The 15,543-nt window shown below is 48.5% G+C and carries 13 protein-coding genes and 1 riboswitch; of the genes, 8 read left to right on the top strand and 5 right to left on the bottom strand.

The genetic code is table 11. The features are described from left to right. Window positions 1-106 precede the first annotated feature (106 nt). From AC5JBY_RS07445 to AC5JBY_RS07425, 5 genes are all read right to left on the bottom strand, one after another. On the bottom strand, window positions 107-1,141 hold the full coding sequence (locus AC5JBY_RS07445; protein ID WP_495903935.1) for an NAD(P)H-dependent glycerol-3-phosphate dehydrogenase: 1,035 nt from the start codon (window positions 1,139-1,141) through the stop codon (window positions 107-109). Window positions 1,142-1,252: 111 nt separating this feature from the next. After that, complete coding sequence (locus AC5JBY_RS07440; protein ID WP_495903934.1) at window positions 1,253-2,632, bottom strand: efflux RND transporter periplasmic adaptor subunit; 1,380 nt, start codon at window positions 2,630-2,632, stop codon at window positions 1,253-1,255. A gap of 20 nt (window positions 2,633-2,652) precedes the next feature. Then, complete coding sequence (locus AC5JBY_RS07435) at window positions 2,653-4,095, bottom strand: TolC family protein (protein ID WP_495903933.1); 1,443 nt, start codon at window positions 4,093-4,095, stop codon at window positions 2,653-2,655. 117 nt (window positions 4,096-4,212) lie between these two features. Further along, on the bottom strand, window positions 4,213-5,400 hold the full coding sequence (locus AC5JBY_RS07430; protein ID WP_495903932.1) for a trans-sulfuration enzyme family protein: 1,188 nt from the start codon (window positions 5,398-5,400) through the stop codon (window positions 4,213-4,215). A gap of 5 nt (window positions 5,401-5,405) precedes the next feature. Next, window positions 5,406-6,737 (bottom strand): APC family permease, encoded by a 1,332-nt coding sequence (locus AC5JBY_RS07425; protein WP_495903931.1) that lies wholly within the window; start codon window positions 6,735-6,737, stop codon window positions 5,406-5,408. Between the two features lie 47 nt (window positions 6,738-6,784). Between AC5JBY_RS07425 and AC5JBY_RS07420 the strand changes: the two genes are divergently transcribed. The 8 genes from AC5JBY_RS07420 to cobT all read left to right on the top strand — a co-directional run bounded on the left by AC5JBY_RS07420 (window position 6,785) and on the right by cobT (window position 15,542). Continuing rightward, the gene (locus AC5JBY_RS07420; RefSeq protein WP_495903930.1) at window positions 6,785-8,836 is read left to right on the top strand and encodes a TonB-dependent receptor; all 2,052 of its coding nucleotides are present in this window, start codon (window positions 6,785-6,787) and stop codon (window positions 8,834-8,836) included. A 278-nt stretch (window positions 8,837-9,114) separates the two neighbouring features. After that, a riboswitch (cobalamin riboswitch) is annotated at window positions 9,115-9,334 on the top strand. 122 nt (window positions 9,335-9,456) lie between these two features. Then, complete coding sequence (locus AC5JBY_RS07415; RefSeq protein ID WP_495903929.1) at window positions 9,457-11,343, top strand: TonB-dependent receptor plug domain-containing protein; 1,887 nt, start codon at window positions 9,457-9,459, stop codon at window positions 11,341-11,343. A gap of 27 nt (window positions 11,344-11,370) precedes the next feature. Next, on the top strand, window positions 11,371-11,952 hold the full coding sequence (locus tag AC5JBY_RS07410) for a DUF6580 family putative transport protein (RefSeq protein WP_495903928.1): 582 nt from the start codon (window positions 11,371-11,373) through the stop codon (window positions 11,950-11,952). A gap of 117 nt (window positions 11,953-12,069) precedes the next feature. Further along, a complete protein-coding gene (locus tag AC5JBY_RS07405; protein ID WP_495903927.1) occupies window positions 12,070-13,011 on the top strand; it encodes an ABC transporter substrate-binding protein in 942 nt (313 codons plus the stop codon). After that, window positions 12,998-13,222, top strand: a complete 225-nt coding sequence (locus AC5JBY_RS07400) for a cysteine-rich CWC family protein (protein WP_495903926.1) — start codon at window positions 12,998-13,000, stop codon at window positions 13,220-13,222. The genes AC5JBY_RS07405 and AC5JBY_RS07400 overlap by 14 nt, the downstream gene beginning before the upstream one ends. Next, window positions 13,209-13,754, top strand: coding sequence for a bifunctional adenosylcobinamide kinase/adenosylcobinamide-phosphate guanylyltransferase (locus AC5JBY_RS07395; protein ID WP_495903925.1), 546 nt, complete (start codon window positions 13,209-13,211; stop codon window positions 13,752-13,754). Before AC5JBY_RS07400 ends, AC5JBY_RS07395 begins: the two co-directional genes overlap by 14 nt. Continuing rightward, window positions 13,747-14,475 carry a Dph6-related ATP pyrophosphatase gene (locus tag AC5JBY_RS07390; protein ID WP_495903924.1) on the top strand — a complete coding sequence of 243 codons (729 nt, stop codon included), beginning with the start codon at window positions 13,747-13,749 and terminating at the stop codon, window positions 14,473-14,475. Before AC5JBY_RS07395 ends, AC5JBY_RS07390 begins: the two co-directional genes overlap by 8 nt. After that, on the top strand, window positions 14,472-15,542 hold the full coding sequence (cobT, locus tag AC5JBY_RS07385) for a nicotinate-nucleotide--dimethylbenzimidazole phosphoribosyltransferase (RefSeq protein ID WP_495903923.1): 1,071 nt from the start codon (window positions 14,472-14,474) through the stop codon (window positions 15,540-15,542). The genes AC5JBY_RS07390 and cobT overlap by 4 nt, the downstream gene beginning before the upstream one ends. Window position 15,543: the final 1 nt, after the last annotated feature.

Raw genomic sequence — 15,543 nt, 5'->3', positions numbered from 1 at the left:
ATTTAACAAGCTCCACAACAGAGAGGACTCCTATGATCAGGAGAATTACAATGGGGCCATATGATTGATAAGAGAAAGGCATAATTCAATATGTAAGTTACACTATTTAGACCAGCACTTGTTCTATCTGTTTAAAGCCATCGGCAGGTTTAACATTTTGCCATAAAATGCGGTATACAGCCGTAGCGATAGGCATTTCAGCCTGCACCGTTTGATTCATATCAAAGATGCACTTGCAGGCATTGTACCCTTCCGCTACCATGTTCATTTCCAATTGTGTAGCCCGCACCGAATACCCTTTGCCAATCATATTCCCAAACGTACGGTTACGGCTAAAGAGCGAATAACAGGTCACCAGCAGGTCACCCAGGTATACCGACGCTGAGTAATTGGCCGCTTTTCGATGCGTAATGGGGTCTTCCTCGTGAATACCCACCTCTATATGCTGAATACCGACCTTCTTGAGAAAACCGGCCATTTCATCGGCACAATTGGCAATCAGCACACTCAGAAAGTTGTCACCATATTCCAGGCCATGAGCAATACCCGCTCCTAAAGCATAGATATTCTTCAGGATAGCAGCGTATTGTACGCCATACACATCATTGTTGACAACCGTATTGATATACTCTGTCCTATAATAAGTCGCTATTTCTTCAGTCAATGTTACATCTACGCCCGAAAAAGTGAGATAAGACAACTTTTCCGCCGCCACTTCCTCGGCATGGCAAGGCCCCATCACGGTAAAATAATCCGATATAGGGAAATCGTACTCCTTGGCCAGGTAGTCATTGAGCAACAAATTGTTCTGGGGCAGGATACCCTTTACAGCCGAAATGATCTTTTTGCCTTTAAAAGCCCCCTTATCCAACAACTGCAACGTGTCCAGAATATACGCCGAAGGAATTGCGATCAGGATCAGGTCGCTGGCGGCTACGACGGCGGCCACATCCGTAGAAAGCGTCAATAAAGCAGTATCGAAATAAACAGAATGCAGGTACTGAGGATTGTGGTGACGCTGCTGCAGGTGCTTTACGATCGCCTCTTTGCGCACAAACCAATGAACCGGTTTTTTATTGTCGGTAAGGATCTTTGCCAATGCCGTTGCCCAGCTGCCGCTGCCGATAATGCCTACTCTCATGCTCATTATTTGACCCAAAAGTAATGAAACAGCAGAAAGAAAAAAGCCCAGGCGTTACCACCTGAGCTTTCAATATATTTTGTCTTACCTTTTACCGCCTACTTCTTACGGCTATTTCTTTACCTCAAACAACTTATCAGCCGGCACCACTTTTACTTTCATGCCATCCTTAAGCGTTTTGCTGATTACATTGTAAGGAGCAGTAATGATCTCATCTCCTTCCTTCAATCCACCCAGCACCTCGATATAATTGATATCCTGGATACCGGTCCTTACTTTCACACGCTTTACGGTTCCGCCAGGTTGCAGCACAAACACCACCTCATCGAGATCGCTGCCGATACCAGTTTTCGTTTCTTCCTGGATGCCTTCTTCAGGCTTCTTATCCTTTTGATCTTTATTAGCCACATTGTCCGTTCCCTTTTCGCGGGTAGTCACGGCATTGATAGAAGCAGCAATAACATTAGGCTTGGTAGTAGTTTGAATATCCGCACTGGCATTCATACCCGGCCTGAAAGGGAACTTCTTGGGTTTGGAAGGGTCCAGCAGGTCTTTATAAGAAGAAGGCAGAATACGGATGTGTACTTTATAATTCGTTACATCGTTGGTGGTAGCAGTAGCGGCCACACTACCGGCAGTAGTATTGCTGCTGGCAATCTTGGTAACGATGCCTTTGAACTTGCGGTTGCTATACGCATCGATCTCGATCAATGCAGAATCGCCCATATTAACTTTAGGAATATCGTTCTCACCTACATCCACCTGCACTTCCATTACACTCAGGTCGGCAATACGCATCATTTCCGTACCCGCCATCATGGAGTTACCAACCACACGCTCGCCCTTCTTTACATTCATCAGCGATACTACGCCATCCATGGTAGCCAATACAGCTGTACGGCTAAGATCTTTATTAGCTCTTTCCAGGCTGGCCTGTGCGCCGGCAATAGAAGCCTGCCCACTGCGGATGTTCTGCAGCGCTGCATTATAATTGGCCTTGGCGCTACGCAACGTATTTTCAGCCTGCTCAAATTCTGAAGCTGAGATTACCTTATCGGCCACCAGTTGCTTTTGACGATCGTATGCACGCTGCGCCAGCTCCTGGGCAGATTTCAGACTTTCCAGTTGCGCCTTGCTGTTCTCCACCGTAGCCTGCTGTTGATCTACCACGGCAGCCGCCTGGTTGCGCTGCGTAGAATAAATATCAGCATAGATGCGCGCCAGTACAGCACCTTTCTTTACACTATCACCCTCATCATATTTCAACTCCACGATCTCACCGGAAATATCAGGACTGATCTTTACCTCTACCTCTGGATATACTTTACCGCTGGCGTTAACAGTTTCAATAATGGTGCGTTTGGTCACTTTTTCTGTCGACACTTTGAGGCCTTCCTCTTTGCCGATCACACCGCCCGATTTAAGCCCCACTAATACCACTATCAGTAAGATGAGCGCTATGATGATCCACCAGATTTTTCTCTTCTTCATAATGCGAAAATTGGTTGTTTCTACTTGGTTAGTTTGATCCCTTGTCCTTTATAAAACTCCAGGACTTTTAACTTGAAAACGTAATCATATTGAGCCAATACCAGATCGATCTTGACCCGGAATAAATTATTCTGATTGGTAATGAGATCTATCGTGTTCAACAAACCGATCTCATACCGCTTAGACGCGAAATCATAAGCCTTTTGAGCTGTTTCTACAGACTTCTTGCCGGCACTGAACTTTTGCAAAGAAGCAGTGGCATCTGTATAAGCCTTGTAAATATCCTGCTTGAGCGTAAGATTATCCTGCTGCTGTTGCAATTGTACACCCTGCAAGTTCAGCTTCGACCTGTCGACCGCTGCCCGCAGGCTACCACCATTTAATATAGGCACACTGACACTGATACCAACAGATTGCCGGAAGTTTTGGTCTATCTGTTTGAAGTAACCCAACTTACGCGTATCATACGCAAATGCCGGGTCTACAGATATAACATTATAATTAGTAGTGCCAACTGTTACGTTACCAACAATGGGATTAGGCAACTGCCTGAGATTATAGGCTTCCATTGCCCTGCTGTTGGTACTTGAGCCCAGGCTACCAAACAATGAAAAAGTAGGATATAAATTACCCCGGGCTGCCTCAACTGCTTTTTGAGACGCCTTTACCCGGAAATCATTCACCTTCGAGATAGGCATATTTTGAATGGCCATGCCATACACCGTTTCCGGCTGCAGGTCGGCAAGACTCTCTACCGGTATCTGCTCCACCGGAGGCGCATCCAGTTCAAAAGGGCTGCCGGCATCCATGTTCAATATAGCTTTCAATTGCAGGATCGATATAGCCGTAGTAGCCCTGGTAGTTACCAGCGTAGAACTATCCCGCGCCAGTTGCGCCTCCAGTTCCAGCGCATTCAGCTCGGGCACCGAGCCGGCCGCTACCAGCTTCCGGGTATTATCCAGTTGAGCAGAAGTTTGCTTAACCTGCACCTCACTGATATGCACCTGCTCTATATTGAGCAGCGCCTGCAAATAAGCAGCCGCCACGTTCAGCGAAATATCACTCTTGATTTTTTCTACATTAGCTCTTGCAGACTGTACATCCAGCTTATTGGCAGCAATAGTATTTTGCCTGCTGAACCAGTTGAATAAAGAAACACCAGCCTGGAGAGAGTAACCACTGGTCAGGAAGCCTTGCGTAATAAGGCTGAAACTGGTAGGGTCCTGGTTACGACCAGAGCTGTAACCCACATTGCCATTGAAGTCGAGATTAGGATATCGGGAACGCTGATTTTGTAAAAGCGTTACTTCAGACAGCTTAGCTTGTACATCCGCCTGTTTAATAGAAATATTATTCGACACCGCATATTCCACACAACGCCTCAGGTCCCACTTATCCTGGCTAAATGCGGCGCCAATAAACCCTATCTGCAATAAAACAGGTAATAGAATTTTCCTTTTCATAGAACGATAACTGTGATTATAAAGTAAGGGGGATGCCAATTAGATATAAACAAATATACATACAACCGTAACCCCACAAAATACAGTATGCACGGCAAAGGATAAAATAAAATAGCGTTAAACAACCGTAGCCGATACCGCGGCAAAAGCCTGCCCAATGTCTTTCACCAGGTAGTCCGCCTCTTCCAGCCCAACATAAAAACGGATCATCCGGTGTTCCCGTTCAGCCGCGTTAAAAGCCTCCGGCTGCAGGGACGCACAACGGGGTATGGCCAGGCTTTCATGACCACCCCAGCTTACAGCCATCAGAATATGTCGCAATGATTCGCAGAAGGTTACAATTTCTTCCATTTTTTCTGCTTTCATCACGATCGTAAACAGGCCGCAGGCTCCGGACATCTGGGATTTGGCCAGCTCCAGCTGCGGAAAATCACGGTCGAAAGGGAAGATCACCTCCTCTACAGAAGGGTGTTGCTTAAGGTATTCAACTACTTTTTGAGTGGTAGCGGTAATGCGTTCCAGCCGGATGGGGAGTGTGCGCAAACCCCTGATCAGTAACCAGGCATTAAAAGGCGATACCCCATTGCCCATATTCAACAACTCATTGTCGAAGATCTTCTTCATCATTTCATGCGTACCCGTAAGCACCCCGGCCACCACATCACTATGCCCGCCAATATACTTGGTGGCCGACTGCAACACCATGTCGATACCCATTTCGATCGGCTTCTGGTACAGCGGCGTACAAAAACTGTTATCACAGATGGTAACGATACCCTCCGACTTCGCCAGTTCGGCCACTGCCCGCAGATCCTGCAAGGCAAAATCCCAGCTATTGGGCGATTCCAGGTAGATCACCCTGGTATTGGGCAGGATGGCACGCTCAAAGTTTTCGATTTTCGTACCATCGACATACGTCGTGGTCACCCCAAAGCGCGGCAGCACATTATCGAACATCTTTTGCGCCCAGGTATACGGCTTGTTGACAGATACGATATGATCACCCGATTGGATATTCGCAAATACAGAAGCAAAAATGGCCGAAGAACCACTGTTGAACACCAGGCAGTCCTCCGCCCCGTCCAACGCAGCCAGCTTCTTGCGCAGGATATCGATGGTAGGGTTCAGCCCCCGGCTATAGAGATAATTACTATACTCGTCTTCAAATACCTTGCGAAGGTCCTCTACTCTCTTGAAAGCAAAATTACTGGTTTGCATTATCGGAGGCGATATCGCACGGAAGTACTGCTCCCTTTCTTCCCCCAACTCATTGAGGATATATGACAAATCATGCTCAGACATCATGCTAATTATTCAGTTTTCACCGGGGTGTTTTTCGGCATTAAGAAATATAGTAACATAAACCCACCCAACACCGATACACCGATCAACGCCGTCATGGGCTTACTGATAATGATACTAATACATACAAAGATATAGGCAGCAATGAAAATGATGGGTTGTAGCGGATAAAGCTTCATGGAATAGATGCCCGTACCATTGAGATGACGGGTACGCTTACGCAACATAAAGATAGAACCTGCCGAAAGCGCCATACCAAAACAATCGAGGAAAATAGTAAAGCTCAACAACTCATCAAAAGTCTTGGCAAAGAACAATTCGATAATACAAACGATGGTAAATACGGTAAGGGAGGTGACCACTACTTCCTTTTTGGCTGACTTCTTTTTGAAAACACCCGGCAGCACACCATCCTCACTCATCGCAAACATTACCCGGGGATTACTCATCAGCTGCACGTTCACATAAGCCAGCACCGACAGGAACAGCAGACCTGAAAACACATCCGCTCCCCCCTGTCCAAACAACTTAAACGCAATGACCGAAGCAATCTCATTCGTCTGCTTCAGGTTATCAAATCCTACAATTTTATAATAACTGTAATTAACAGCCAGGTACAATATGATAATGGCGGTGATGCCAATAAAAATGCCCCGCGGAATGTTGCGCGAAGCATCCTTCACCTCATGCCCGAAATTGATGGTTTGTTGATATCCCCCATAAGTGAAAGACACGGCTATCAGGCTCAGACCAAAAGATTTTATATACTGATCCCAGGAAGCTACGGGCTGGGCCGCTATGGCAGCACTGTTGTCATGATACAGAGACGGAAAGAAAAGCGCCGCGATCAGCATAACCACCATACCGATCTTGATGATCATTAACACATTTTGCGTCTTGGCACTCATCCTGAGCCCCAACAAATTCACGCCATAGAAAATAACAACCCCCACCGTAGCAATGAACACCTTGGTGAGGTCCGATACAGGCCCCGCAAACAATACTTTACTGATATAGCCTGCACCGATGAGCGCCACCCCCGATAAAGAGCCCGCATTGGATACCAGTATGATACAATTGATAGAAAAGGCGAGAGAAGGATGGTATGCATAAGAAAAAATGCGATAATACCCGCCGGTAGCGGGATGCCGCGAACCGATCTCTGCATAAGTGAGCGCACCACACAACGCCACCAATCCACCCACAATCCATGCAGTGAAAAAAACAGTCGGGGTTAAAGCATCCTTGGCTGAATTCGAAGCAGTTCTGAAAATGCCCATTCCGATCACCAGGCCGATAACGATCATGGTGAGATCGAATAAGCTGAGTTTGGACTTCATTCGTGGAAGATAAAGAAAAGCTGCGAGCTTTGAGCTATTTTTAGCCAATGAAACACACCCTTCTCTTTCTGCTTACCATCATGATGGTCAACACCCTGAAGGCCCAGAACACACCATCCAAAGATTCAGCAGCCACCCTACAATCCGTCACCATTAAAGCCTACGAACAGAACCGGCAATTGAAAGAAGTTTCCGGCGCCATCAACTACGTTGGCAAAGCACAGCTGGAACGCTTCAATAACTACAGCCTGCTACCGGCACTCAATACCACACCCGGCGTACACATGGAAGAACGCTCACCCGGCAGCTTCCGCCTCAATGTACGCGGCAGCACCCTCCGCTCCCCCTTTGGTGTACGCAATATCAAAGTATATTGGAATGGCATACCATTCACCGATCCCGGCGGCAACACCTACCTCAATATGCTGAGCTATTACAACGTCAATTCCCTGGAAGTGATCAAAGGACCGGCAGGCAGCCTTTATGGCGCAGGGACCGGCGGCGCATTACTCATCAACAGCCAGCCCGAAACCTGGACACAAGGCGTTGACGTCGGCTATTTATACGGAAGCTACAACCTGCATAACCTCAACGCACAAGTACGATTAGGCAGCGAAGATCGTCGCAATGTGTTTGCGTTTTCACACCAGTCCTCCAACGGCTATCGCGTACATACCAATATGGACCGCAAAGTAGCCACCTGGGAGACACAAATGAAAGTAAACGACAAACAACAAATACAAGCTAGCGTACTCTACAGCGACTTCTGGTACCAGACACCGGGCGGGCTTACCAAAGCAGAGCTTGCCAACAACCCGCGCGCCTCCCGCCCCAATGCAGAAGCACTGAATGCCACGATCTATACAAAAAACTTTCTTACAGGAATTACCCATACGTATCGGTTCAATGATCACATCACCAATACCACCGCTCTCTACGGAGCCTTCTCCATCATCAACAACCCAACCTTCCGTAACTACGAAAAAAGGACTGAGCCACACCTTGGCGGCCGTACCGTTTTCAATTGGAACACGGCTATAAATGCCACACAATTAAACATCACCTGGGGCGGAGAGATCCAACGCGGATTCTTCAATACCAAAACCTTCCAGAATAAACAAGGCTATCCGGACTCGTTGCAAACAGACGATGACCTGGGCTCTATCACCAGCACCGTGTTTGCACAGGCAGCCATTCGTTTTCCGGGAGACTGGAATATCGATGCCGGTACAAGTCTCAACAGGCTGGCAGTAAATATTACCCGCCTTTTCCCGGCACGCGCACACATAAAAAAGATCTACCACAATGGGCTTGCACCGCGTATAGCCGTTTCTAAAAAGATCATTCCTCAGTTGTTGTTATATGCCAGCGTTGCCAAAGGCTTTTCGCCACCCACCACACAGGAGATATTACCCTCCACCTCGGTCATTAGCACCAGCCTGAATGCAGAAGAAGGCGTAAATTATGAGACAGGTATCAAAAGCAGCTGGCTGCAACAAAGACTATATGTTGAGGTCAACGCCTTTTACTACCGCCTGCAAAATGCCATTGTACTCCGCCGTGATGCCAGCAATGCCGATTACTTCGTCAATGCCGGTTCTACCAAACAAAGAGGACTGGAATCGCAAGCCTCCTACCAGCTGTTGCCCAATCGTAAAGGATTTATAACAGCCGCCCGTCTTTGGATCAGCCACACCTGGAGCCGCTTTAGATACGATGAATTTAAACAAGGCACTGCCGACCTCTCCGGCAAGCAACTGCCCAGCGTGGCGCCCCATATCGTAACTGGCGGACTGGACCTGGCCACCCGGCCTGGGCTGTACACCAACCTCACCTGGTATTACAGCGATCCCATTCCACTCGACGATGCCAACACGGTGATAGCCTCATCTTATCAGTTATTCGGCGGCCGCATCGGATGGCGCGCCCGCTTCACCAAAAAGATAGGCGCCGATTTTTTTGCTGGAGCCGACAATCTATTCAATGTACAATACAGCCTCGGCAATGATATCAATGCCGCCGCAGGCAGATACTTCAACCCGGCCGCTGGCGCCAACTACTTTGGCGGCATCACACTGAAATACGCCTTCGGACAATAAAAAAATACTACGACCACGTCTAAAAAAGCCCGCCAAAAGCGGGCTTTTTTTGTGCTATCAAAAAAAATAAAAACTTCATACTTACAGAGACCTTTCAGAGACATTACAGAGAGTTTATAGAGACCTTATAGAGACTTTAGCCCGGATCTGCCCTATACCTGGCCCCTACCTTGCCCGGGGCTGGCCAGGGTCTGGTCCTATCCCGCCTGCCCCTTTCGGAACGGATGCCGGCAACCATGCCCACAAACACCCAACCCCAAATCCCGGGGTAAACCCTTACATTTGCCGCGTTAATTGGTTTCCGCTCCGCCGCCAGGCAGAACGGATTAAAAGGGAAACCGGTGTAAGTCCGGTGCTATCCCCGTAGCTGTAAGTTTCGTGAGTACCACTCACCAGGTTCAATCTTCGTACCACTGTTCTACCCGCTTATCCGGCAGAATGGGAAGGTCTTGAACCAGGGAAACAAGCCAGAAGACCTGCCAGTTATCAGCAACAACATCGACGAGCTTTCGGGTGAAAAGCCGGGATTGAAACCGTCTACAGGCAGTAGACATTTCATTTCTGTTTGAATCATTTTATTCCGAAGGTTCATAGTTCATCATTACAAACAAACTATGAGCATGACAAGAAAGTTACTCGCACTATCAGCCCTGCTGGCAGCCATGAACGCGCAGGCGCAAGACTCAACTGCAAAAAGAGATTTGGATGAAGTAGTGGTTACCGCTACCAAATACCCTGTTAAACTTAGTGAAACAGGAAAAGTAGTGACCGTTATCGGCCGCGAGCAAATAGAACGCAGCAGCGGCAAAAGCCTCGCCCAGGTATTGACCGAGCAAACAGGCATCATCGTAAACGGCGCCAACAGCAACCCCGGTAAAGACAAATCGATCTTTTTACGCGGCGCCTCCAACGACTACACCTTGATATTACTCGATGGCATTCCTGTAAACGATCCCTCCGGGGCAGGCGGCGCATTCGACCTGCGCTTGTTTCCCGTAGAACAGATCGACCACATTGAAATCTTGAAAGGCAGCCAGTCTACCCTCTACGGGTCAGATGCAGTAGCCGGCGTTATCAATATCATCACGAAGAAAAAAGGCAGCAAAGCAATCGGCTTCAACGGCGGCGCTACCTATGGCAGCTTCAACACCTTCACCGGCGATGCTGGCCTGAGTGGCCACAAAGGCATCCTGGATTATAATGTAAATTACTCTTACACCAGTACAGACGGAATTTCCGAAGCAGCCGACACCACCGGCAAAGGCAACTTCGATAAGGACGGATTTAACAGGCACAGCGTACAAGCAAATCTCGGCATCCAGGTAACCGACAAGATCAGGATCGCCCCCTACTATCGCTATAGCTATTTCAACGCCAACACCGACGGTGGTTCTTTCTACGACACCAAAGACCAATTTGTATACCTGCTCAACAATACCGGCGCCACTGCTACTATTGGTTTGCCCAAAGGCACCATCACAGCCAACTACGGATACTCCTATTCAAGGCGTAACTACGCCACCGACTTCGGCAACTCCTTTTTCAGAGGCGGTTTCCACAGCGGCGAAGTATACCTCACCCAAAACCTGAGCGATAGGGTAAAGATGCTGGTCGGCGTAAACTACCAGAGCTACAAACTCACCGATTCCACGCTGACACCTAAGAACCCTTCCACCAACATCGTGAGCCCTTACCTGTCATTCCTCATGCAAAGCGCAGAAGGATTGAGCGTGGAAGTGGGCGGCCGGTACAACCACCACTCCGAATTTGGCACCCAATTCACCTATAGCTTCAATGCCGCCTATCTGATCAATAACCAGATTAAAGCATTTGCCAACGTTTCTACAGGTTTCAAAGCACCTACAGTGATGGACCTGTTTGGCCCCTCCTGGTTTGGCAGCAATCCCAACCTGAAACCGGAAGAATCTTCCAACCTTGAAGCAGGCGTACAATGGCAAACCCTGCAAAATAAATTACAGGTTACCGCTACAGGATTTTACAGAGACATCAAGAACGTGATCGCTTATGTAGCCGGCAAGTCCATCAATATCGACCAGCAAAAAGACAAAGGCGTCGAACTCGAAGCAACCCTGCGCCCCACCGACCAGTGGACGATCAAAGCCTCTTACACCTATGTAACAGGTGATATCTACCAATCACGCAGCGGTAAAGACACGAGCTATTTCAACCTGCTCCGCAGGCCCAAAAACACGATAGTGGCCAGCGTAGGATACCAGGCTACACCACAGTTGTTCATCAGCCTGTCTGCACAAAGCCTGGGCGAAAGAACAGACCTGTCGTTCGGACCACCCCCGGCCTATGCCACCATTCCTGTAGACCTGAAAGCCTACACGCTGATCAACGCCTATGTAGAATACAAGCTATTCAAGAACAAGGTGCGCCTGTTTGTAGATGCCAAAAACCTCACAGATACAGATTACACAGAGGTATATGGATATAATACACCAGGTATCAACATACAAGGTGGTTTCAGGATTAATTTATAATTTTAAGCCTCTTATAAAATAGTACATATGTCAGTAGCAACATTTAGCCCGAGAAATGCAGTATTACTCCTCATTATTGTTGTAGTAGCAGCACTGCGCCTGCTTTCGTTTATGGACCTGGGACCATTAACCTACTTTACACCGGTAGGAGCCATGGCCTTATTCGGGGCAGCCTATTTCCGCGGCAATGTTAAGCCCTACCTGTTTCCGCTGCTCACCCTCTTCATCAGCGACCTGGTATTATCCTATACCCTGTTTGCAGAGTACCGCAACGGAAGCCTCCTGTACGCAGGCTGGTATTGGACCTACCTGGCATTTGCCCTGATGACAATAGCCGGCAAACTGATCCTGAAAACAGTGACCATTCCCCGACTCGTGATATCGATCGTAACAGCCACACTCATACACTGGCTGATCAGCGATATCGGCGCTTGCGTGGTAGAAAACAAGTTCACGTTCCCCTACTACGTTGGACGCCTGATCACGGCGTTACCCTATGAACTGAGATTCCTGGGAGGCACTGCATTCTTCAGCACCATCATGTTTGGCATATTTGAACTGGTACAAAGAAAATATACAGTGTTGAAGCCTGCGAAAGCAAACAGCTAAGCAAACATCAACAGCTAAATAATAAATGGCGGGTGGAGAGTAGGGCTAAAAGATCCCACTGGCTACCCGCCATTTCTTTTTACATAACATTAAACATTCATCCTTCAATTACAATATATGGTCGCCTGCTCCTTTCTTCCCGCTGCTACACAGATGATCTACGATATGCAGCTGCAACACCTGCTGCACGGCATCACCTTTGAATGCCCACCGGCAGCACTGGCCGAAAAAGACAAAGTAGTACGTTGCGTACTGGAAGGAAAACACTATAGCAGCATCGAGATCGACCGGATATTCTCCGCCTCCAAAGCACAAGGCAAAAGCCTGTACTATGTAGACGAAGCCCTGCTGCAAACGATCAGCCCCGATGTGATCTTCACCCAGGATGTATGCGAAGTTTGTCAGATAGACACCGCCTGTACCGCTGCAGCTGTTTCCAAATTAGATAAACAGCCCAACCTGGTTCCCCTCACCCCCAATAACCTGCAAGACGTTTTCAATACGGCCATTACCATTGCCGCCGCTTTAGGACAGGAAGAAGCGGCCTACCCTTACCTTTCCTCTTTACAGAAAAGGATCGATACGATCATCGACACCTTGCGCGCGCACAAAGCGCCGCCCAAAAGAGTGATGATCATGGAATGGGTAGAACCTATTTATAACTGTGGCCACTGGATACCTTACCAGGTGGCCTATGCAGGCGGCATCGATATGCTTTCCAACCCGGCCGGCGACAGCATCGTAACCCCCTGGGAAAAGATCGTACGCTACAATCCCGAAGTATTGGTGATAGCCCCTTGCGGCTTTACCACTGAGCGCACAGCAGAAGAGCTGCACCTGCTCACCAACAAACCAGAATGGCAACAGCTCACCGCCGTACAACAGGAAGCCGTATACGTGGCCGACTACGACCTGTTTACCCAACCGAGTGCCAGCACCCTCACCGATGGCATAGAAGTACTGGCAGCCATGTTCCATCCTACCCTCTTTAGGGTGCCAGCACACTTGCAACACAAATGCTCATCCCTCTTTAAAACAGCCGCCCATGTGCAAGCATGAACAAAAAAGCTGTCCGCGATGCCAGCAAGCCTTCGAATGTAAGGTGGGCGATGTGCACCATTGCCAGTGCTTCGGCATCAACTTCAGCGAAGAAGAAAAAGCCTTCATAGCAGGCCGCTACCAGGACTGCCTGTGCAGAAAGTGCCTGCTGGAACTACAACAACGATCCGTTCTATTTACAGAGAAATATTCCCTGGATGCCAATAAATAAAGAAGGCGCTTCTCCCGGTATTATATTCATTACCGGAGGCGCCCGCAGCGGCAAAAGCCGGTACGCACAAGACCTTGCCCTGCAACTGAGCTCCTCACCAGTATACGTAGCCACCGCCCGCCAATGGGACAGCGATTTCCAGCAACGCATCAAAAGACACCAGAACGACCGCGATGAACGCTGGACCTCCATCGAAGAAGAAAAACACATCAGCACACTTGACCTTACCGGTAAAGTGGCCGTAATAGATTGCGTGACACTGTGGCTCACCAACTTCTTTGTAGACACCAAATACGATATCGACCAGTGCCTTGCCGCCTGCAAACAGGAGATACAACAACTGCTGCAGCAAACAGGCACATTTATCATCATCAGCAACGAGATCGGCATGGGCGTACATGCCGAAACAGAAATAGGCCGCAAGTTCACCGACCTCCAAGGCTGGGTGAATCAATACATCGGCTCCGTAGCTTACAAAGTAGTATTTATGGTAAGCGGCATACCCATGGAAATAAAGAACACGCATGCATAAGATGAAAGCATACATGAACTGGAGCGGAGGAAAAGATTCCTCTTTATGCCTGCACAAAATATTACAGGACCAACGGTACAGCGTCGACAGCCTGCTCACGAGCGTAAACGCAGCACACAACCGCATCTCCATGCATGGCGTACGCAGAGAACTATTAAACCAACAAGCCCAATCGATCGGATTACCACTAAACACGATCGAACTGCCGGAACAACCCGGCATGCACGAATATGAACAAGCCATGCTGCAACAGGTAACAACCCTGAAGCAGGACGGCTATACAAAAGCGGTGTTTGGTGACATCTTCCTCGAAGACCTGAAGATCTACCGCGAACAGAAGCTGGCCACTGTTGACATGGAATGTGTATTCCCTTTGTGGAAAATACCTACACATCAACTGATGCAGGAATTCCTCGCACTGGGATTCAAAGCCATCATCGTATGCATCAATGAAAAGTTCCTCGACAAGAGCTTCTGTGGTCGCCTCATCGATGAATCCTTTGTGCGCGATCTGCCCGCCAACGTAGACGTGTGCGGTGAGAACGGAGAGTACCATTCCTTCGTATTCGATGGCCCCATCTTCCGGGAACCCATCCCCTATACAAAAGGAGAGATTGTATACAGGAAGTATGAGGCCCCGCAAACGACCGACAATACCTGCAACCCTATGGATCAGCCTTCCACTTACGGATTTTACTTTTGTGATCTATTAAAGCCATGATAACAAACACCATCAACAAAACAGAACTGCAGGCACAGCTACTGCACAAGATCAACAACAAGACCAAGCCACTGGGCGCACTGGGCCTGTTGGAAGAAATCGCCCTGCAGGTGGGCCTCATACAGGAAACCACCTCACCAGTGATCAGCCAGCCGCACATCGTAGTATTTGCCGGCGACCACGGCATTGCCAAAACAGGATTGGTAAATCCCTATCCACAGGAAGTAACCGCACAGATGGTATTGAACTTCCTGAACGGTGGCGCCGCCATCAACGTATTCTGTCGCCAGCACAACATCACCCTGCAGGTAGTGGACGCAGGTGTTAACCATGAACTGATACCAGCCTCCACTCAGCTGAAAGTAAAAGGCGGCGAGATATTCATCAACGCCAAGATGGGATATGGCACAGCCAACTACCTCGAAGCACCAGCCATGAGCGAAGCAAATGCTGTAGCGTCTATCGAAAAAGGCAAAGCCATCGTAAAGACAATTGCCGACAGAGGAGGCAACTGCATTGGCTTTGGCGAAATGGGCATCAGCAACACCTCAGCAGCATCCCTCATCATGAGCGCTATTACCGGCATTCCCGTGGCAGCCTGTGTGGGACGCGGTACGGGCGTTAATGACGAGCAATTACAAACGAAGATCAGCACACTGGAAAAAGTATACGCGCTACATCAGCTACACCAGCTGAAAGATCAACCGGTAACACTACTTTCTAAAGTAGGAGGATTCGAGATCGCTATGATGGCCGGCGCTTACATACAGGCAGCCGAACAGAAGATGATCATTGTAGTAGATGGCTTCATTGCATCTGCTGCCCTGCTGATAGCACAACAGATCAACCCTGCTGTACTTGACTATTGCATCTTTGCCCATACGAGCGGAGAACATGGACATGAAAAAATGCTGCAACACCTGAACGCAAAAGCATTGTTGCACCTGGGCATGCGGCTGGGCGAAGGCACAGGCGCAGCACTGGCCATCCCACTGATACAATCAGCCGTCAATTTCTTACAGGAAATGGCCTCCTTCGAATCCGCCGGTGTTTCCAACAAAGAATAAC

Source organism: Paraflavitalea sp. (assembly GCF_059502485.1).
The sequence above is the reverse complement of the archived record's forward strand: the minus strand, read 5'-3'. Positions and strand labels throughout refer to the sequence as shown.